Below are 21,846 nucleotides of genomic sequence, written 5' to 3' on the forward strand. Positions count from 1 at the left end.
CGGCGGCCCTTTGCCTTGTCCGAGGCGCGTCAGATCAGACGTGGACCTGGGTCTGCGTATGACTGTTGTCGAGGATCATCTTGATCACGTCATCGCCGCCCGTGAGGTTGGCTCCGGTGTCCTTGATGGTCGCGACATTGGTCCAGCCGGAGCCGGTATTGATCTGCACCATCAGGTCGCCATTGCTCAGCACGCCGGCGCCATTGGCCGAGGCGAGGCTGGAGTGGCTCGGGTTCGAGCTGTCGACGAACCGCACCGCATCGGCGTGGTTGCCGGAGACGTTGGCGAGCAGCGCCGAGAGATCGATGACGTCGCCGGACGTGCCGGTCTGGAAATCAAGGATCGCGTCGACGCCGCCGCCGGTCAAATCGCCGGCCTGCCACTTGAACGTATCCGAGCCCCCGTTGCCGGTGAGCTGATCGCTGCCACGGCCGCCGATCAAGACGTCGTCGCCCGACGAACCGTAAAGCGCATCGTTGTACGCCGACCCGATGACGCCTTCCATGTTCTTATAGGTATCATGGCCGACACCCGACAGGTTGGCGCCGATGTAAGTCGGGTTGCTGCCCTGCACCAGCGTGAAGCTGATGCCGGCGGTGGCGTCGGAGAAGTCGAGCAGATCGATTCCGGCACCGCCGTCGATCGTGTCGTCGCCGCCGCCGCCGCGGATGATGTCGTTGCCGTTGCCGCCGTTGAGCGTGTTGGCAAGGCTGTTGCCGACCAGCGTGTCGTCACCGGAGCCGCCGGTCACTCGCTCGACATTGAGCAGCGACGTAAAGCCGGTCGCAGTTCCTGCCGCCAGATCGACGTTGACCGCCTCCGTCGTGGTGTAGGTCAGCGTGTCGTTGAAGCTGCCGGCGAGATCGGCGATCACCGACTCGATATTGGTCAGCTTCGTTCCGTTGACGTCCGTGATCGTTCCATTCGAGAGCGTCACGTACAGCAAATCCTGACCGCTCGTTCCCTCGATGGAGAAGGTGTCCGTGCCGGTCCCGCCGTCGACGACGTCGACACCGTCGTTGATGGCCCAGTCGAAGCGATCGTTGCCGGAGCCGCCGAGCATGACGTCGTTGCCGGTTCCACCGCGGATCGTGTCGTTGCCGGCACCACCGTCGATGAAGTCGTTGCCGGCGCCGCCGAGCAGCGTGTCGTTGCCGCCGAGGCCGTAGATCGCGTCGTCGCCGGCGCCGCCGTTGAAGACGTTGCCGTTGGTGCCGTTCGACCCGATCATCACGTCGTTGCCGTTATTGGCGTTGGCTTCGATCAGGTTGTCCACCGTCGCGGTGATCGCATCGCCATCATAAGCACTGAAACCGGACAGCCAGGGAGCAGAACCAGCGACGTTCGGATTGCTGGACGTCGAGTTGATGGTGAGGTTGTACGCCTGGTTGTCGAGCGCGCTGAAAGCCAGGTAGGTCGTCACCGACGACGACGAGTCGGTTGCCGTCACCTTGTAGACGTACAGCCCGGCGTCGTTGTTGTTCGGATCACCCGCGAACTGGGTGCCGCTGCGGTGAATCCAGCTGTCGTCGCCCGTCGAGCTGTAGACGAGCGCGTAGCTGTAGGTGACCGGCCCGTTTCCGCCCGAGAACAGCGATGCAGCATTCAGGCTGATCGTGTTCGGCGAGTCGGTGTTCTGCGACAGTGCATAGCGCCCGTCCGCGCTCGTGGTGTCCACAACCGCCAGCGGACCAGGCTCATTGGTGCCGTTGATCGTGACGTCGATGATCTGGCTCGCCGTGCCGTCGACCGACTTCACCGTCAGCGTGTCGTGCTTGACGTCACTGTCGTTGAGGGCCTGCACGTTGGACGCGGAGTTGTTGAGCGTATAGCCCCAGGCTCCGGTCGCCGCATCGAAGGTGAAGGTGCCATAGGTGCCGGCCAGCGACGCCGGGGTCTGGAACTGGTTCTCCCCCGTGTCGACGTCGGCCACCGTCAGCTTGCCGCTGGCGGCGAGCGTGCCGTCCTCCTTCACGGTGCCGGTCGCCGTGCCGGTGATGGACGCCGCATCGTTGACGCCATTCACGGTCACCGTGACGTCCTGCGTGGTGCTCCCGCCATGACCGTCGTCGATCTTCACCGTGTAGGTCTGATCGATGTGATCGCTGGCGCGCAGCGACTGGATGTCCGAGTCGTTGACGGTAAAGGTCCAGTTCACCTTGTGACTGGTGTTGTCGACCGTGGCGTTGAACGTGCCGTAATAGTTGCTCCCGGCCGGCGTGGTGTAGCTCACCGTCTGATTGTCGCCGTCCACATCGGTGAAGGCAATCGCGCCGGACGCCTTCTCGACCCCGGGCGTCACGCCCGCAACCTGCACCGAGATGTCGTCGATGAGGGCACCGCCTGCGCTCGCGAACTTGATGGTGGTCGACGTCGACGTCGCCGTGAACTGATAGGTCTGCTCCGTCCAGCCGGCATGCCAGGTGCCGGACGTCAGAACGGTGGTGCCGTTCACGGCCGATGTCACGGGCGTGCCGTTGGCTTCCACGTAGAAGTCGACAGTATAGGTCATGCCGACGACGGTGCTGATGGTTTGGCTGATCGAGCTCGATGCGCCGTAGAAATCAGCCGAGCCGCCGTCCGTGTGGCCCCCCATCACCGTGACCGCCTGGGCGCCTCCGACCGTCCACGCATTCAGCGTGTACCAGCTGCCGTTATAGAGGCTGAACGTGCCGTTCTGGATCAGGTTGCCGGTCGAGGCGGCATAGGAGGCGTCCTCGGTGACGCTGCCCGCGATCGTTCCCGACCCGAACGCCGGGGCATGGTTCGGCGTCGAGACCGAGCCGGTCTGGCCGCTGGTTACGTTCTCCGCAAAGCCCTGTCCGTCGGTATAGGTGACATTGGCCGAGATCTTGTGGCCGACGTCATTGGCGCCGAGCGTGTAGGTCGATCCGGTTGCACCGTTGATCACGGCGCCGTCGCGCAGCCAGTGATAGGCCACATTGGAGGCCGCGCCATCCGGGTCGCTGCCGAGATTGGCGGTCAGGATCTGGCCCTGGATCGCATTGCCCGACACCGTCACGGTGGCCGGGCCATCATTGACCGGCGTGATCGTCAGCGTGAACGTGTCCGAGGCGGCATATTCGCCGTCGCCGGCATAGACCGTGACATTCACTGCGCCGGCAAAATTCGCCGGCGGCGTGCCGCTGAAGGTGCCGGTCGCCGCATCGAAATGCAGCCAGGCCGGCAGCGCGCTGCCGTCCTGCTGGACGGCCTCCAGCGTCAGCGGACCGTTGCTGCCGTCGAAGCGGCCATCGACGTCGGCAAAGGTGTTCGCCGGGATGGTGAAGCTGAACGGCTGGTCCTCGGCCGAACTGCGGTCCGAGATCGCGTTCTGCAGCGTCGGTGCGTCGTTGTTGCCGATGATCTGGATCGTCACCGTCTGGGGAGTGCCGTCCTCCGTATAGACCGTGAAGCTGTCGGTCAGCGTGGTCTGGCCTTCCTTCAGCGCCTGGATCGTCGGGTTGTTGTTGTAGAGCCCGTAGGTCCACTTGCCGTCAGTGCCGATGTCGAACCAGCCGTAGCCGTTGGCCGTGTTCGAAGAGGCCGCCTGCCAGACGTCGTTGTGACCGTCGACGTCGGTCGAATTGAGGTCGCCGCGGGCGATGCCGTAGAGCGGGCTGCTCTGGCTGTTGGCGATACCGCCCTCCTCGGCGATCGTGCCGGTGGCATCTCCGGTGATCACCGCAGGGTCGTTGACCGGAGTCACCGTGACATCGATGTCTTGCAACGACACCGTCGAGACGTCGGTATGGTCCTTGCCGTCCGACAGCGTCGCGTGGTCCGTCGTCTCCACGACGAACGAGAGCTTGAACGTGCCGTTGTAGTTGGCCGGCGGCGTTACCTTCAGCGGGTTGCTGTCGAACGATGCGATCGCGGTCTGATCGTCAATCACCCATTTGCCGGTGTCCGCGCCGGTTCCGGCATGGCCGACTGAGAAGGTCGCGCCTGCCGGATAGCCCGAGATCAGAACCCGCAGGCTTTCGGAGCCGTCTTGGTCCGTGACCGCGGCGCTGATGACCTTCAGGCTGATCGCCGAGTCCTCGGCGCCCGAGGCCGGACCGAGGTCCATGGAGCCGAGCGTCAGCGAGTCGGTCTTCGGTGCGACATCGACCGTGACGTGCGCCGTCGCCGTGCCGCCATCGCCGTCGCTCACCGTGTAGTCGAAGCCGGCGACGCCCGAGAAGTTCTTGTCCGGCGTGAACAGCGGATTGCCGTTGGTCAAGGAAACCGTGCCGTGCGTCGCATTGCCGACGCCGGTGACCGTCAAGGTGTTGTTGTCGACGTCGGTGTCGTTGTTGAGCAGGCTCAACAGGGAGTTGATCGAGAGCGGAGAATCCTCCGTCGTCTGCACCTTGTCGTCGTGGGCCGCCGGCGGCGTGTTGAAGATGCCCGTCAGGGTGCGGGTGCCGTCGGTGAAGGTGAAGCTCTCGTAATTGGTGAAGGTGTCGGTCACGCCGTTGTGGGTGACCTGCACGCCGATCAGGGTCTGACCGTCGAACACTTTCGTATAGGTTGCCTCGGCAAGCTGGAAGCCGAACTTCACCGTGTCGGTGTCGCCACCGCCGTCCGACACCACGCTGGTGTTGCCGGCAAAGCGGGTGAGATCGAGCGTATCGTTGCCCGAGCCGCCGTTGAACACGATGGTCGACGGCGCAATCGCGGTGCTGGTGATATCGGTGATCGTCAACGTGTCACTGGCGGTGCCGCCGGTGATGGTGACGCGTTCGATCTCGTCGGCGCGGATGGTGGCGCCGTTCGGACCGTCATAGCGCACCAGGATATCGGTGGCGTTGACTCCGCCGTCATTGGCGGCCGGATTGATCTCGGTGCCCGTCGTCGTCTTGCCGATGGTGAAATTGCGCGCGTTGCCGTCGCCGGTGATCTCCAGCACGTCGTAGTTCGGGAACGCCGAGCCGGACTCCGCGCCGCCGTCGATGACGTCGTTGCCGTCACCGACCGTGTACAGGAACTTGTCGTTGCCGGCGCCGCCGAACAGCCGGTCGTCGCCTCCTCCGCCCTTGATGACGTCGTTGCCGGCGCCGCCATAGAGCACGTCGACACCGCTGCCGCCGACCAGGATGTCGTCGCCGCCGGAGCCATGCGCCTCGGTCACGCCGCCGAGCTTGTCGATGCCGACCACCTTGTCGGTGACCGACGCCCTGTCGGTCACGCTGTGGGCAGCGACCGTTTCACCAAGGATCGTGGCCGAGCTGTCGCCGAGATTGACGAACACCGGCGAGTTCGGCGCGTCGTAGCGCGTCGTCGTGACGGTGCCGGCCGCATCCACCCGGACGGTGAAGTTATTGTTGAAGATGTCGTGATCGCCATCCTGCACCGCGAAGGCGAAGTTGAGATCGAGATACTGGTCGGCTGCGCTCGCCGTGCCGATCGGAGCCGGATGATCGAGCGGCTGCAGCAGGGTGAAGTTGTAGGAGCCGGTGCCGGCGTCCGACAGCGTCACCGTGAACACCGCCGCGTCGGCGGCATTGCCGGTGACCTGCCCGTTCTGGCCGATATAGTTGCTGCCGCTCATGCGATAGGCGGTCAGCGTGGTGGAATCTGCCGAGAGCACGTAGCTCAGCCCGAAGCCGAGCGAGGTCAGCCCGGACATCGGGTGATGGCCGGCGTCGTAAACGCGCACCGGCGAGACGCCGGCGAAGGTCACCGACGGGCCTGAGCTGTCGCCATCGGCGCCATACATGATCTTCAGATCGACCGCGCCGGTCGAGACGTCGCCGGCGGCCTCCGAGATCGCGACCGTCGCCACGTCCTGCGACTGCGCGCTGTCGTCGTTGACGGTGACGATGATCTGGTCGTGCAGCGCGAGCGAGTCGCCGTCGGAATCCACGGCTGTGACGGCCGTCGACAGATCGAGCGTCAGCGTGTTGTCATGACCGGTCCCGACATGGTCGAGCGCGCCCTTCAGGCGGAACGAGTACTGGCCGCTGTTGGCATCGACCTGGAACTCGAAGATCGTGACGCTGCCGGCCTTCGCGACCAGCATGTTGTTGGCGGTGTCGATGCTGTAGGTCAGCGCCACGCCACCCGACGTCAGCGACAGCAGCTCGGGCGCCAGGTTGGTCTTTTCGACCACATAGGTGCCGGGCTTGTCGGCGCCGAAGGACACCAGCGAGGTCAGGTTGCCGGTGTAGTAGGAATCGTTGCCGTTGGCGTCGCCGTTGAGGTCGCCGCCATGCTGGCCACCGCTCGAGACCGTCACCGTTCCATTCGGCAGCTCGCTCTCATAGACCGCCGCCGACAACACCGTGGTGGTCGCCACAGGGCTGTCGTCGTTGATCGTCACGACGAAGGACGAGCTGGTGCTGTCGCCATCGGCATCGGTGGCGGTGAAGCCGAGGGTGAGCTTGATGTCGTTCTCGGCCTGCCCGGCCGGATGATCGACATGCTTCAGCAGCGTGAAATTGTAGCTGCCGGCGCCGGAATCATCGAGGCTGACCTTGAACACCTGGTTGGCGGCTGCCGGCGCGGTGTTGGCATTCGCCGGATTGGAGCCGGTGAAGCCGTAGAGCGTGTTGCCGACCACCCAGTACTTGACCTGCTCGCCATTGACCTTGAGCAGGCCGGCATCCGAGGACGCGTTCGCGCCGTTGGTGAAGCCGGAGAATGTGACGGCGCGATTGACCGAGCCGCTGTTGTTGTCGTCGGCGCCCCAGGAGATCGCGAGCGAACCGGTGGCGGAGACACTCGCACCGAGAACGTCGCCGCTCGCAGCCGCCGTGTTGCCGCCGGACAGGCCATCCTCGTCCACCACGCCGGCCACGGGCGCACCGATCGCCGGCCGGCCGTTGTCGTCGTTGATGGTGACGGTGAAGTTGCCGGTGGCCGGATCGCCGTCGGCGTCGGTCGCGGTGAAGCCGAGCTTCAGCGACAGGGCATTGGCCTGGCCGCTGCCGACGTGGTCGACATTGTCGAGGAGCTCGAAGGTGTAGCTGCCCGAGCCGTTGTCGGACAGCGTGATGTGGAACACCTTGCGGTCGTTCAGCGTCAGCGAGCCGCCATTGTCGTTGGCGACGCCCCAGATCTCCGTATCCGAGACGCGGATGAACTGCACGGTCACGCCGTTCGAGGTCAGCGCCGGGCTGCCGGAGCCGGCCGTGCGCACCACGTCGCCGCTGTCGATTGTCGGATCGAAGGCGATGCCGCGGTTGGCCGAGCCGGAATTGCTGTCGTCCGCGCCCCAATTGATGTTGAGCGCGACGTTGGAGGCGGTCTGGGTCTCGAACACCTCCGCTCCCGCCGCACCGGTGGTGTTCTCGGTCAGGGTCGCGCCGTTCGGCGTGCCGACCACCGGCACGTCGTCCTTGACCGAGACGGTGAAGCTGTTGCTCGAGGTGTCGCCGTCGCCGTCCGTCGCCGTGAAGCTGAACGAGAGATTGACGATGTTCTCGCCGGAGCCGGCGGGATGATCGATGTTGCCGAGCAGCTTGAAGCTGTAGGAGCCGTCGTTCTGATCGCTCAGCGACACTTCGAACACACGGGTGCCGTGCGCGAGATCGTTGCCGGTGTAGCCGACCAGCACGCCGTTCTCGAACGCGTATTTGACGGTCTGGCCGTCCGACGTCAGGTTCAGGTTGCGGCCCGCGCTGTCCTCGGCGTCGACATTGGCGCTGGCGCTTGAATAGCGGAACGAGACCGAGCGGTCGCCGAGGCCGCCGCCGGCGGTCTTGTTGTTGTCGTCGCTCCCCCAGCTGATGTTGAGATCGCCACTGACGGTGGTCGATTCCTTGGAGGAATCGGTGCCGTTCGACAGATCGTCCTCGTCGACGGTCCGGGAGTCGCCGGCTGCCGCGGTCGGGGCGGTGTCGATCACGTTGACCTTGAACGTGCTCGTAACGCTGTCGCCGTCGGAATCGGTCGCCTTGAAGCCGAAGCTCAGCGGCAGGCTGTCCTTGCTGGCGCCCGATGCGGGGTGATCGAGATTGTCGTACAGCGTGAACTTGTAGCTGCCGTCACCGCTGTCGGACAGCTGGATGGTGAAGACGGTACGGTTGTCGGCGCTGACGGCCGTCAGCAAGGTGCCGTCGCTGGAGACCGTGTAGCTGATCGCCGAGCCGTCCGAGGTCAGGCCCGTTGCACCGGCTGACGTGGTGAACACCACCGAGCGGTTGTGACCGACGCCGCTGTTGTTGTCGTCGGCGCCCCAGGAAATGTCCAGGTTCCCGGTCTGGACCGTCGAGTTCGACGCATCGGGATGGCTGGTGTCGTAACTCGTCGTCGGCAGGCTGGCTTCGCTGACGGTCTCGTCCTCGGGGCAACCGATCGTCGGCACGTCGTCGGTGATCGAGACGCTGAAGCTGCTGGTGGCGCTGTCGCCGTCGGAATCGGTTGCCTTGAAGCCGAAATTCAGCGTCCGGCTGTCGGTGCCGGCGCCGCTATGGTCGATGTTGTCGAGCAGCGCGAACTTGTAGCTGCCGTCGCTGTCATCGCTCAGCGTCACGGTGAAGACGGTGCGGTGGTCGGTGGTGACCGCCGAGAGCGTGGTGCCGTCGGCCGAGATCACATAGCTGACCGCATAGCCGTTCGAGGTCAGGCCCTCCGGCGCGGCCGTGTTGAAGAACGACACCGAGCGGTTGTTGGTTGCGCCGGAGTCGTTGTCGTCGGCGCCCCAGGAGATGGCCAGCCGGCCGGTCTGCACGGTCGAATATGGCGAGTCCGGAAAGGCCACGTCGTAGAGATCGGTCGGCAGGTTGGATTCGCTGACCGTCTCGTTCTCGGCATGCCCGATGGTCGGGACGTCGTCCACCACGGTCACGGTGAAGGTGTTGCTGCTCGAATCGCCGTCGGAATCGGTCGCGGTGTAGTCGAACGTCAGCTTGACGACGTTGCTGCCCTGCCCGGCTGGATGATCGAGATTGCCGAGCAGCTTGAACGTGTAGGTGCCGCTGCCGTCGTCATCGAGCGAGACCTCGAACACGCGCTGTCCGAAGGCGAGATTGCTGCCGGTGTAGCCGACCAGCACGCCATGATCGAAGGCGTATTTCACGGTCTGGCCGTCCGACGTCAGCCCGCTGAGCGCGGCATCGCTGCCGTTGGTCACGTGGACATCGGCCGCGGCATTGGACGTATTGGTGAAGCGGACCGAGCGATCGGCGGCTCCGCTGTCGTTGTTGTCGGCGCCCCAGTTGATGTTCAGCGCGCCGGTGACCTGCGGATCACTGCTGCCGCCATGTCCATCATCGCCATGTCCATCGTCGCCATGGCGCTCGCCGTCGTCGCGCCCGTCGAAACCGCAATCGCCGCCGGCGTTGAGAGCGGCCTCGTTGATGCTCTTGCCCGTCCCGGTCTGAGCCACCGGGCTGTCGTCATTGACGTTCACCTTGAACGAGCCGCCGACCTGGTCGCCGTCTGAATCCGTCGCGACGTATTTCAGCGTCAGCGCGATGTTGTCTTCGGTGTTCGGAACGGGGTGATCGAGATTGTCCAGCAGCGTGAACGTGTAGGAGCCGGAATCCAGGTCGGACAGCTTGACCGTGAACACCGCGGCGTTGGCCTTGCTGTTGGTCCAGTTGCCGTTGCCGTCGATGTAGTGCTGGCCGTCGAAGCGATAGGCCGTGATCAGCGTGCCGCCGTCGCTGACGGCGTAGGTCAGGGCCACGCCGTTCGAGGTCAGGTGCTGAGCCGCGAGCGTGCTGGTGGCGTCCGACGCGAAGGTGACGGCGCGATCGCCGGTGACCGGCGCGGCGCCGGTGATGCCGACATTGCCGAGATTGTTGGCGCTATCGGCGCCCCAGGAGATGCCGAGGGCTCCGGTCGCGATCGTGTTCTGGCCGGGGACGTCGTTCGGGCCACCGGCAATGCCGGTCGCGAGGCCGTCCTCGTCGACCACGCCGGTCGGAATCTCCCGGTTCAGCACCGGCGCGTCGTCATTGACCTTCACGGTGAAGGTGTTGGTGACCGCGTCTCCGTCGGAATCGGTGGCGACGAAACCGAGCGTCAGCGTGACGTCGTCCTCGGTGTTGCGGACGGGGTGATCGATGTTGTCGATCAGCGTGAAAGTATAGGCGCCCTGCCCCTGGTCGGACAGCGACACCGTGAACACCGCGGCGCTGGCCGGATCGTCCGTCGGCTTGCCGTTCGCGTCGACATAGGTTTCGTGCGCGGCGTCATAGCGATAGGCCGACAGCAGCGTCCCGTTCTCGGACACGACATAGGTCAGTCCGACTCCGTTCGACGTCAGATGCTTGGCCTCGAGCGTGGTGACCACGTCCGAAGCAAACGTCACGGCCCGGTCGCCATTGACCGGCGCTCCGTTGATGCCGCCGTCGACGTCGCTGTTGGCGCTGTCGGCCCCCCACTGGATGCCGAGGAAATCGGTCACCGTCAGACTGGCGCCGGGGGCGTCCTTGCCATCAGCATAGGAATTGCCGGGATTGCCGAGCCCGTCCTCGTCGACCACCGAAACGCCGGCAGGCTCGCCGAAGGTCGGCGCGTCGTCATTGACGTCGACAGTGAAGCTGCCGTTGATCGCGTCGCCATCGGAATCGGTCGCGACGAAGCCGAGGTTGAGCGTGATATTGTCCTCGGTGCCATGCACCGGATGATCGAGATTGCCCGTCAGCTCGAAGGTGTACGAGCCGGCGTCCTTGTCGGACAACGACACGGTGAACACCGCGGCGCCCGCCTGCTCCGTCGGCTTGCCATCGGCGCCGATATAGGTCTCGTTCGCGGCATCGTAGCGATAGGCGGTCAGCACATTGCCGTTGGACGAGACCTCGTAATGCAGCGCGAAGCCGTCCGACGTCAGATTCTGGGCCTCGAGCGAGGCAACCACGTTCGCAGCGAAGGTGACTGCGCGATCGCCGTTGACCGGCGAACCGTTGATGCCGCCATCGACATTGCTGTTGGCGCTGTCGGCGCCCCAGAGGATGCCGAGCGTCTTCGTAACCGTCAGGTCGGCGCCGGCGACGTCGCCGCCATCGTCGTAGCTGTTGCCGTCATTGCCGAGACCGTCCTCGTCGACGACCGCATGGCTCGGCTTGCCTTCGATCACCGGGGCGTCGTCATTGACCTCGACGACGAAGCTGCCGTTGATCGCATCACCGTCGGAGTCCGTGGCGGTGTAGCTGAAGGACAGCGCCTGATTGTCTTCGCTGCCGTGAACCGGATGATCGAGATTGCCGATCAGCGTAAAAGTGTAGGAGCCGGCATTCTGGTCCGACAGCGACACGGTGAAGACCGCGGCGTTGGCCTGGTCCGTCGGCTGGCCGTTGGCGTCGATATAGTGCTCGCCGTCGTAGCGGTAGGCGGTGAGCAGCGTGCCGTTCTCGGCAACGGCATAGGTCAGGGCAATGCCGTTCGACGTCAGCCCCAGCTCGGCGAGCGACGGGATCGCCATCGAATCGAAGGTCACGGCGCGGTCGCCATTGACCGGCGAGCCGTCGATGCCGCCATCGACATGGCTGTTGGCGCTGTCAGCGCCCCAGAGGATGCCGAGCGTCTTCGTGACCGTCAGGTCGGCGCCGGCTGCGTCGTGGCTCTCCGCATAGCTGTCGCCGACATTGCCGAGGCCGTCCTCGTCGACCTGGCCCGAGCTCTGCTCCGCGCCGATGACGGGCGCGTCGTCGTTGATCTTGACGGTGAAGGTGTCGGTGATCGCGTCGCCATCGGAATCGATGGCGACGAAGCCGAGATTGAGCGTGAGGTTGTCCTCGGCGCCGTGCACCGGGTGATCGAGATTGGCCGACAGCGTGAAGGTGTAGGAGCCGTAGCCCGGGTCGGACAGCGACACCGTGAATACCAGCGTGCCGGAGCCGCCTTCGCTGTCTTCGCTGACCGCGTCGGCGCGATAGGCCGTCAGTGTGGTGCCGTCGGCCGACAGTTCATAGCGCAGCGCGAAGCCGTCCGAAGTCAGGTGCTGCGATTCGAGCGTCGCCACGACGTCGGGCGCGAACGTGACGGCGCGGTCGCCATTGACCGGCGCTCCGGTGATGCCGCCGTCGACATGGCTGTTGGCGCTGTCGGCGCCCCAGCGGATGCCGAGCGTGTCGGTCACCGTCAGGTGTTCGCCATCGGCGTCGCTGCCGCCCTTGTAGCTGTCGCCGGCGTTGCCGAGGCCGTCCTCGTCGACCACCGAATAGCTCGGCTTCTCGCCGAAAACAGGCGCGTCGTCGTTGACCTTCACCGTGAAGGTGTCGGTGATCTGGTCGCCGTCGGAATCTGTGGCGACGAAGCCCAGATTGAGCGTGATGTCATCCTCGGCGCCGTGCACCGGATGATCGAGATTGCCCGACAGCGTGAAGGTGTAGGAGCCGCGGTCCACGTCGGACAGCGACACCGTGAACACCGCCGCGCCCGAAAGGCCTTCGCTGCCCTCGACGTTCAGCGGCTTGCCGTCGGCGCCGACATAGGTTTCGTGCTCGGCGTCGTAGCGATAGGCGGTCAGCACAGTGCCGTTGGAGGACAGCTCGTAGCGCAGCGCGAAGCCGTCGGAGGTGAGATTCTGCGCCTCGAGGGTCGACACCACGTCGGCCGAGAAGGTGACGGCGCGGTCGCCATTGACCGGCGCACCGTTGATGCCGCCATCGACGTTGATGTTCGCATCGTCGGAGCCCCAGCGGATGCCGAGCGTCTCGGTGACCGTGAGGTCCTCGCCATCGGCGTCGCCGCCGCTGCCGGCCTTCATGACCACAGGCTTGACGCTCTCGCCCTCGGAGCCGCCCTCGTCGCCGCCCGGATGGTAGCTGTCGCCGGGATTGCCGAGGCCGTCCTCATCGACCACCGAGTAGCTCGGCCTCTCGCCGAAGCTCGGACCGTCGTCGCCGATGTTCACCGTGAAGGCGCTATTGACCGGGTCGCCGTCGGCATCGGTCGCCACGACATTGAAGGTCAGCGGCTGCGACGCGCCATGGACGCCGTTGTGGTCGATATTGTCGGACAGCGTGAAGGTGTAGCTGCCGGATCCCGTGTCGGACAGCGTGACCGTGAAGATGGTGCGCACGCTATCGCCGCTGCCGGCGGTGGCGATGATCTCAGTGCCGCTCGCCGAGACGCTGTACGAGATGGTCTCACCGTTGGAAGTCAGCCCGAGCGCCTGCAGCGTCGCGATGTCCGAGGACGCGAACACCAGCGAGCGGTCGCCGTCCACCACAGTGCCGTTCGAGCCGCCGTCGACCTTGCTGTTGCCGTTGTCGGCGCCCCAGGAGATGCCGAGATCCACCGTCTCGGTGGTCTGCACGAAGCCCCCCTCGCCGTTGGTCTGCTCGGCAAGGCTGGGCGTCTCGACCGTCGCCGCGACTGGCGAATCGTCGTTGACGCCGATCACGATTGTTACCGGCGCGGTGTCGCCGCTGCCATCGATCGCGATGACATTGACGGTGAGGTTCAGCGTGTCCTCGGTGCCGAACACCGGATGGTCGAGCGGACGCAGCAAGGTGACCGTGTAGGTCCCCTCGATCGTCGAATTCGCGTCGAGCGTGATGGTGAAGACCTGGTTGGCTGCGATCGACGGATCAACGCCGATGTAGCCGATCAGCTCGGGCTGGCCGTTGATCGTGGTGATCGCGAAATGCACCTCCTCGCCGCCCGACGTCAGGCCTGCGAGACCGGGCTGCGAGGCCGCGAACGCAAAGGCGCGGCCGATCACGTCGGTGCCGAAATCGACGTTCAAGGAGCCGGTGAAGCTCGTCGCCACACCGCCGACGTCGCCGGGGCCGCCGGGCCGCCCCTCGGACAGGCCGTCCTCGTTGAGGAGCACGGGCTGGACGCCACCGGGGATCGGCGTGGAGTTCGGCGTGGTCGGAGCCTGGCCGAAATTGCTCCCGAGCGATTCGCCGGCCAGCAGCGCCAGCGGCGTACCGCCGGTCAGCGGATCGATCGTGAAGCCGCCAAAATTTGCGCCCGCGGGCACGCCAGGCGCACCCGGCGTTCCGGCCGCCGGCAGCACCGACTGATCGGTCGTGACCGGAAACAGCTCGGCGAACTGATCGCCATTGATGATGCGGTCGGGACCGACTTCGAAGCTGACGTCCTTGAGCGGCGCGCCGTTGTTGTCGAACACCGGGTCGATCGACACCGTCGACTGATTGTCGAACAGGATGATCAGGCGATTGCCGATCTTGACGAAGGTCAGCTTCTCGCTGGCGATGTCGCTGAAATCGATCTGGTTCTGACCATCGAGATGAACCGTGACAGCCTGGCTGCCCTGCGGCTTCTCGATCTTCACATGCTTGGCAGAGACGCTGGATGGCTGCGAGGACGTGCCGGTCAACTGGGCCAGCAGGACAGGAGCATTCATGCGCCACAATCTCCAAATGCGGGGCGCCTTGGTGGCGCTCCCATTTTTCTGCGATTAAACTATTATTAAAGTTTAATTCGGGTCAATATTAGCAAGGTCTCTTAACCGGACTTTAGGGACTTTGGGTAAATGCAGTCAAGTGCAGCCGCGTTTACCAAGGTAAACCGGTTAGCAAGAATGCTTTACGACTGGGGGGAATGGGGCGCGCACCCCAAGACTAGATCGACGCTAGTCTGTATAGACGGCGCGGTGTCGGCTAGTATTCGCAAGATCTATACTTGAGCGCGGCAATACGCGCGTCGCCCGAATGTGGCGGGAAAGCCTCAAAATCGACGAAATGGAACTCGCCCGCCGCAAATTATTTGCGGCAGGCGCGGGTTATTCTTCTGAAATGCTGAAAAATGCGCGCGAGGTCAGATCCGGCTGACGACGCAGGGGATCGGCTGGTCCTTGCGCAGGTACAACAAAGCCTGATCATTGATGCCATCGAGCCACACACCGCGGCCGGCATAACGGTAACCATCGCCCATCGGGATCAAGCGAACCGGAATCGCGTGACGCGGACTGAGGCGCAGCTCGCCCGTGACGATTTGTCCCGGTGCAAGGACGGGACGGGAGCGCAGCACGTAAGAGCCGCCGTTGTCGCAGGCGATCGCGAAGGCTGCGCCAGGCAGCATGAGATCATGTGCCTTTGCGCTACCGATGAATCCACCGAGCGCCGACAGGGCCACTGCCCCGGAAATCATGAGTTGCTTGATCTTCACTGCTATCCCTCTGCTCGCCAGCTTCCCCGCGCGCATTAAGACCGCAAACAGCCTCTTCCACAAGCCGTCATGTCCGCGCAGCTCAGAGCAGAAGCGGCCGATCAAGCTCCCAACTACCACCGGTCTCGGCCTCGGCGGCCGGCGCGAGATCGCTCTCGCTTTCATGGTGCAGCCGCTCGGCATAGGGCGCGGCAAACAGGCTGACGCCGCGATGATCGATCGCAAACAGCGGCATGAAGGACTGCAGATCGCGGCCTTCCATCAGGGCGGCCCGACGGTTGTCGAGCACCAGCCACTTGCCGTCGATCCGCACGGCGAGAACCGCGTGGTCCTGCCGCACGGCGAGGTCGCGGACCAGCAACAGCTTGAGATCGGATTCCGCCGTTCCCGCAGCGAGCAGCACGGCATATTTGGCGATCGCGTAGTCCTCGCAGTCACCGAGCCCGCTGCGCAAGGTCTGCAGCGGTGAGCTCCAGACGTCCGGCGAGCCGTGCTGCTGATCATCGCTGACATAGCGCACGGCCTGATTGACGCCGCGATTGACGATCTCCGCGCGGACACGGGCGTCGGTGGCCGCCGCAGCGAGCCGTTTCAACGCCACGAAGCTGCGCTCCGACGGCGAGCAGCGCGCGTCATCGCCGTTGCAGCGTTCGACCGACATCCGCTCGCTGGCCATTGCGCCTTGGACGCCGCGCCATTTGATCCACAACAGCCCTTCGGGCGCACGGAAGGTCATCAGGCCGAACGGCTCGTCGCTCGGCGCCGCGACCGCGGGTCCTTGCGGCGCGTCGCTGCCGATCCCGACGCGCGTCGCCGCGTCGGTCGACGCCACTTCGACCGGTCCAGAAGCCGCGCGGCGCAGGCCGTCGTGCTTCGCAAGTACAGAATTGATGGTGAAGAAGCGAACGGGCGGCGGCACGGAGAGAGCTGTGTCGGCCGTATCCCGCTGGGCTCTGCGAGCCGACGTCTCGGCGGACGCGACACCGGCACAGCCGGCCATTACCGAGAAGGCAAGCGCAAGCCCTAGCGCACGCGGGACTCCCCGCGGCCGATCGATCCGCAACATCACTGACGCCCCGTATGCTCCGGGGCATCGGCCGACATCCCGTGTCGGTCCCTGTCCCGGTCGTTATGGGGATCAGGGATAGAACCGGCGCTGCTTCGGGCCGGTTAAACGGGGCCGACCAGGGCGGCCATGTTTGCCGATGCGACTAACAGCGCCGCACCAGACCGTATCAAATTGTACCTATTTTTCGGGACGCCCCCGGCCCACGCGAGCGCAGCAACATGCAATGAAACGCCGCAATCGGTGAGCTCCTGGATACCGCTGCCCGCCTGCCCTGGCGGCCATCGGCCGCCACAGCCGGCTTGCGAGACGGACGCTCAGCGCTCGCGCAGCGCCTCGTCGCGCAGCATGCGGGCCGGCTTGACCAGATAGTCCAGCACCGACTTCTTGCCGGTCAGGATCTCAACCGTGGCGACCATGCCCGGAATGATCGGAAGCGGCTGCTCGGCGGTGCCGAGATGGTTCTTCTCCGTTCGCACCATCACGCGATAGAACGTCTCGCCGCGTTCGTTCTTGTCGCCCTTTTCATCCGTGATGGTATCGGCGCTGATGCGCTCGACGCGGCCGTGCAGCGAGCCATACACCGACGAATCATAGGCGCTGAGCTTGACCACCGCCTCGTGATTGGGACGGATGAAGGCGATGTCCTGCGGCCGGATGCGGCCCTCGACCAGCAGCGTATCGTCGAGCGGCGTGATCTCCATCAGGCTGGCGCCGGGCGCGACGACCGCACCGATGGTGGTGACGTTGAGGCGATTGACGATGCCGCGCACCGGCGAGCGCAGCTCCGTCCGCCGCACGCGGTCCTGGGCCGACTTGATATTCTCATCGAGGACGGCGAGATCGGCGCGGGATTTGGCGAGGTCGTCCTCGGCCTGGGCACGGAAGGCGGTCACGATGTTGAGCCGTCGGGCGCGCGCTTCCTGCACGGCGGCTTCCGTCTTGACGATGCTCGCCTGTACGACCGCGAGCTGGCCGCGCATGTCGGTAGCCTGGCGGTCGGCGCGCAGCATCTCGATCTCCGGCACGACCTTCTGCTCATAGAGCTTGCGGGTCAGGCCGAGCTCGCGATTGAGCAGGGTCAGCGTCTCCGAGAATCGCTTTTCGGTCGCCCTGAGCTCGTCGATCTCCTTGCTCTTCTGCTGCTCCTGCTGCTGCACGACGTCGACGTCCTGCGCCAGCTTGCGGGCATGGGCGTCGAACACGGCGCGCTCGCTCTGCACGGCGCGCGGAGCGTCCGCGGCGAGGTCGTCGGGAAACACGACCGGGCTGCGGCCTTCGGTTTCCGCCGCGAGCCGGATGACACGCGCCGCCATCGCGCCACGGCGCTCGCGAATTTCGCCGAACTGCGAGGCGAAATTGGTGTCCTCGATGCGCGCCAGCGGCTGGTCCTTCTCGACGATCGCGCCCTCCTGCACCAGGAGATCGGCGATGATGCCGCCTTCGAGCGACTGCACCACCTGGGTCTGACGCGACGGCACGACCTTGCCGTTGCCGCGCTTGACCTCGTCGAGCACGGCGAAATGCGCCCAGATGAGGAAGGTGAAGAACAGGCCGAGCGAGGCGAACAGCAGCATCCGCGCCGTCTTCGGCGTGCGCAGCTCGATGGCCGCGCGGATGTCGTTGGAGAAGGCGAAATCACTGTGCGACATGTTACTTCGCGCCCTGCACCGGCTTCACTGCCATGGTCACGCCCTGTGCTGCCGCGGGCGGCTGCGGACGCAGCATGGTGAGGATCTGCGCGGTCGGCCCGTCGGCGACGATCTTGCCGGAGTCGAACACGAGGATGCGGTCGACCAGCGACAACAGCGACGGCCGATGCGTCGAGACGATGATCGACATCTCGCCGGCCTTGTCGCCCTTGGCCAGGACCTTCAGCCGCTCGAGGAATTCGCCCTCGCTGCGGACGTCGAAATGCGCGGTCGGCTCGTCGAGAAACAGCACGCGCGGCTTGCGGATGAGAACGCGGGCAAGCCCGATCGCCTGCTTCTGGCCACCCGACAGACTGCGGCCACCCTCGGCGATCATCATCTCATAGCCCTGCGGATGGCCGGCGATGAAGGTCTCGACGCCGGCGAGCCGCGCCGCCTCCAGCACCTCCTCATCGGTCGCTGCGGGACGGCCGAGCGTGATGTTGTCGCGCAGCTTGCCGTAGAACAGGTCAGTATCCTGCAGCACGAAGCCGATGCCGGCGCGCAGATCCGCCGGGTCATATTGCTGGATGTCGATGCCGTCGATCAGGATCGAGCCTTCGGTCGGCGGATAGAATGCGGTCGCGAGGCGGCCGACCGTGGTCTTGCCGGAGCCGACGCGGCCGATGATGCCGATCTTCTCGCCGGGCTTGATGTCGAAGGAGACGTTGTCGAGCGCCTTGGCCTGGCTTCCCGGATAGGAGAAGCTGACATTCTTGAACTGGATGCGGCCCTGCTTGATCTCGCGCGCGACGTAGATCTTTTCCGGCGGCCGCTCGCGGTCCAGCGACATCAGCCGGTCGATCGAGCGCAGCGCCGATGTGGTCTGGGTGAAGCGCGTCATCAGCCCGGCGATGCCGGCGATCGGACCGAGCACGCGGCCGGACAGCATGTTGGCCGCGACCAGCGCGCCGACCGAGAGCTTGCCGTCGAGGATCAGGAACACGCCGACCACCACCAGCAGCAGGCTGCACAGCTGGCTGGCCACGGACGCCGCGGTCATCGCCATCGAGGCCCAGAACTGCACGTCCTCGCTGGAGCGCGCCTGTGCCGCCACCGAGCGCTCCCACACCGTCTGCACCCGGCTCTCGCCGGCCACCGCGCGGACGGTCTCCATGCCGTTCAGCGATTCCACCAGGATGCCATGCCGCGCCGCCGACTGCGCCTGCATCTTGCGCATCGCCTTGTCGAGCGGCCGCTGGATCAGAAGGCCGACCGCGATCATCACCGGCAGCATCAAGAACGGAATCCAGGCGATGGGGCCTGCGATGACGAACAGCACGATGATGAACACGACCGCGAACAGCATGTCGGTCGCCGACACCACGGTGCCGGAGGTGAAGAATTCGCGGACCGAGTCGAAGTCGCGCATCTGGTTGGCGAGGATGCCGACCGACGGAGGCCGCTTGTCCATCTTCAGCGCCATCACGTGCTCGAAGATATTGGCGGCCAGCACCACGTCGATCTTCTTGCCTGTCATGTCGATGATGCGGCTGCGCACTACCTTGAGCAGGAAGTCGAAGCCGATGGCGAGCGCAAGGCCGATGCCGAGCGCCACCAGCGACGGGATGGCGCCGTTCGGAATGACGCGGTCGTAGACGCTCATCGTGAACAGCGGCGCGGCCAGCGCCAGGATGTTGACGATGAAGGCAGCGATCGCGACGTGTCCATAATTCGCGCCGAAACGGCTGACGATGGACCAGAACCAATGGGTCTTCGGCACCTCGCCGGCGGCATCGACGCGCGCATCGGCGACCGCGGCAGGCCGCACGAGATAGGCAAAGCCGACATAGCGGGCCGCAACCGCCTCGAAGCGCTCGATCGCGGGGGCTTCGTTGTGCGAGGGGTCGACGATGGTGACGCGGCCGGCCGCCTCATCGACGGTCAGCAGGATGCGGGTGGTGCCGTCATGAAACATCAGCACGCACGGCAGCACCAAAGCAGGAATCTCGCTGAGCGGCCGTTCGACGAGTTGCGCCTCGAGTCCGGCGCGGCGCGCAGCGCGATCGTAAAGGCCGATGGTGAGCACGCCGGTGTCGAGCGGCAAACCCGACAGCAGCGCGCTGCGGCTCAGCGCTCGGCCGTGATGGGCCGCGAGATAGAGCAGACTATCACTGAGAGGATCAGAAGCCGGTGCGGATACGCCGGGCGGCGGCAACACGGGCGCCTCTTCCAGCTCAAATCTGGTCGGACGAATATTCAACGACGCCTCAAAAATCCAGCGGGCCAGCCAGGCAACGCGCGCCTGCGCCCAGCGCATTGTGCTAATGATTGTCGTTTAGCCCAATTCTGTGGCTACGCCCCAGGTTTTTCGGGGCTTTCGCCGGTAGCAGGGTGAGTATGTGGCAGCACAGTAAATGCGAAAATGAGAAAGGCCGGCGCGGTCTGCGCCAGCCTTTTTATTCATCCTAACTATTTCGGTGCCGGGCCACCGTAGCCGCCGTACTTGCCCGACGTGACGAAGAGGGGCGAGTCCGCAGGATCGCTCGAGGCCCAGCGATCGCCGAAGGTGATCGGCGTGGGCTGCTTCGCCGCACCGTCCTGGCCGAACATCGGCACCGGACCTGCAGCGTTCAGCGGCTCCGGTCCCGGCGACGGCGCGCTCAGTCGCACCGGCGGCAGGCGATAACCGATGAAGCCACCAGACGCGTCGAGCGGCTCGGTCTCCGGCGGGTGGCCGGTCTTCAGATAGGCCAGCATCTGCCCCATCGCGGCGAGCAGCTGATAGTCCGCGAACACGACGACTCCGCGCGCCGACACCAGCGACACGTTGGCGTTGAAGTACTGGTTCTGCGAGTTCAAGAGATCGATCAGCGTGCGCTGGCCGAGCTCGTATTCCTTGTTGTAGGCGACGAAGGTGCGGCGGGCAGCCTCGACGTCACGGACCAGGGCCCCCACACGATCAGCGGTGATGATCCGGGCCGCCCAGGCCTTGTCGATCGACTCCAGCGCATCACGCTGCAGCCGGGCATGCTTCTGCTGCTCCTGGATCATGCGCTGCGCGGCCTCTTCACGGCGCCACGAGTTCTGGCCGCCGTTGAAGATGTCCCAGGACGCCACGACCTTGCCGCTCACCTCGTCATAGCGATTGTTGTAGGTGACCGACTCCTTGCCGGTGGTCGCGCGTCCCTCGAGCGAGACCGTCGGCAGGAAGCTTCCCGTGGTGGCATCGAAGCCACGCTTGGCGGCGGTCACGTCGGCTGCGGCGGCACGCAGCGTCGGATTGAACTTGTAGGCGATGTCCAGCGACTCCGCCTTGTCCCGCGGCAGGTCCGGCAGACGGCCGGGGAAGCGCAGATTGTACGGCTCGACGCCGACGACCTTGCGATACTTCGCCCGCGCCACTTCCAGGCTGAGACGGAATTCCTCGAGCACGGCCTGCGCTGCGGCGACGCGCTCTTCCGCCTGCTGCGTATCGCCCTCGCCGGCCCGGCCACCCTGGAAGCGCGCCAGCACGTTCTTGCGCAGCTCGAGATGGACCTTGAGGTTCTTGTCGGCCAAGCCGACCAGCGTGGTGTAGCGCACCACGTCCACATAGGCCTCGGCGGCGTCGAGCCCGATCAGCTCGGTACGCTCGAGCACGCGGAACGCAGCCGCATCCACGCGCGCAGCCTGTCGCCACACTTCGTTGATGGAGGAAAATCCATCGAACAGCAGCTGGCGCACGACCACGCTGGCCTCACGGCCGCGCAAATAGCGACCATTATTGTTCGGCGCTGGCGTGACATATTGCTTGAGCATTTCAGGTCCGGCGCTCGCATCGAGCCGGACCTGCGGGAGCAGGGTTCCCTGCTGCTGGCGAAGCTCCGATTCCGTGGCGCGACGATTGGCTGCCGCCTCGCCGACGCCCGGATTGGTCTTCACCGCCTGATTGATGGCGTCTTGAATCGTGAAAGGTTCTGCCCCAAACGCCGGGCTAAAGCCCATTCCCACGACACAAATGAAACCGAGTGAATGTATGATCTTCAACATACAGGATCGGTAACAAAGCCGCGATCAACCCGCAAGGAACCCCGCCACACTTCCGGCGAAAAATCGACGCGATGTTGCAGATTGGCGACTCTGCGT

6 protein-coding genes are annotated in these 21,846 nt (G+C 65.1%); all 6 read right to left on the reverse strand.

What is annotated here, in order from left to right; translation table 11 throughout:
* Positions 1-34: 34 nt before the first annotated feature.
* On the reverse strand, positions 35-14,257 hold the full coding sequence (locus NLR35_RS11280) for a VCBS domain-containing protein (protein ID WP_257166615.1): 14,223 nt from the start codon (positions 14,255-14,257) through the stop codon (positions 35-37).
* Between the two features lie 413 nt (positions 14,258-14,670).
* A complete protein-coding gene (locus NLR35_RS11285; protein ID WP_257166616.1) occupies positions 14,671-15,021 on the reverse strand; it encodes a hypothetical protein in 351 nt (116 codons plus the stop codon).
* An 82-nt stretch (positions 15,022-15,103) separates the two neighbouring features.
* Entirely contained in the window at positions 15,104-15,940 is an 837-nt protein-coding gene (locus NLR35_RS11290) for a transglutaminase-like cysteine peptidase (protein ID WP_257166617.1), read from the reverse strand.
* A 464-nt stretch (positions 15,941-16,404) separates the two neighbouring features.
* A complete protein-coding gene (locus NLR35_RS11295) occupies positions 16,405-17,739 on the reverse strand; it encodes an HlyD family type I secretion periplasmic adaptor subunit (RefSeq protein ID WP_257166618.1) in 1,335 nt (444 codons plus the stop codon).
* A gap of 1 nt (position 17,740) precedes the next feature.
* Positions 17,741-20,038, reverse strand: a complete 2,298-nt coding sequence (locus NLR35_RS11300) for a type I secretion system permease/ATPase (RefSeq protein ID WP_257166619.1) — start codon at positions 20,036-20,038, stop codon at positions 17,741-17,743.
* A gap of 152 nt (positions 20,039-20,190) precedes the next feature.
* Positions 20,191-21,750: a TolC family outer membrane protein gene (locus NLR35_RS11305; protein WP_374940805.1), complete on the reverse strand. Its 1,560-nt coding sequence runs from the start codon at positions 21,748-21,750 to the stop codon at positions 20,191-20,193.
* Between the last annotated feature and the right edge of the window lie 96 nt (positions 21,751-21,846).

Origin of the sequence: Bradyrhizobium sp. SRS-191, assembly GCF_024586915.1 — a bacterium.
Taxonomy (GTDB): Bacteria; Pseudomonadota; Alphaproteobacteria; order Rhizobiales; family Xanthobacteraceae; genus Bradyrhizobium.

Bases quoted from the DNA above. Each gene is read 5' to 3' on its own strand.
- NLR35_RS11300 (WP_257166619.1), bottom strand. From the start codon at position 20,038: ATGCGCTGGGCGCAGGCGCGCGTTGCCTGGCTGGCCCGCTGGATTTTT.
- NLR35_RS11305 (WP_374940805.1), bottom strand. From the start codon at position 21,750: ATGTTGAAGATCATACATTCACTCGGTTTCATTTGTGTCGTGGGAATG.
- NLR35_RS11280 (WP_257166615.1), bottom strand. From the start codon at position 14,257: ATGAATGCTCCTGTCCTGCTGGCCCAGTTGACCGGCACGTCCTCGCAG.
- NLR35_RS11295 (WP_257166618.1), bottom strand. From the start codon at position 17,739: ATGTCGCACAGTGATTTCGCCTTCTCCAACGACATCCGCGCGGCCATC.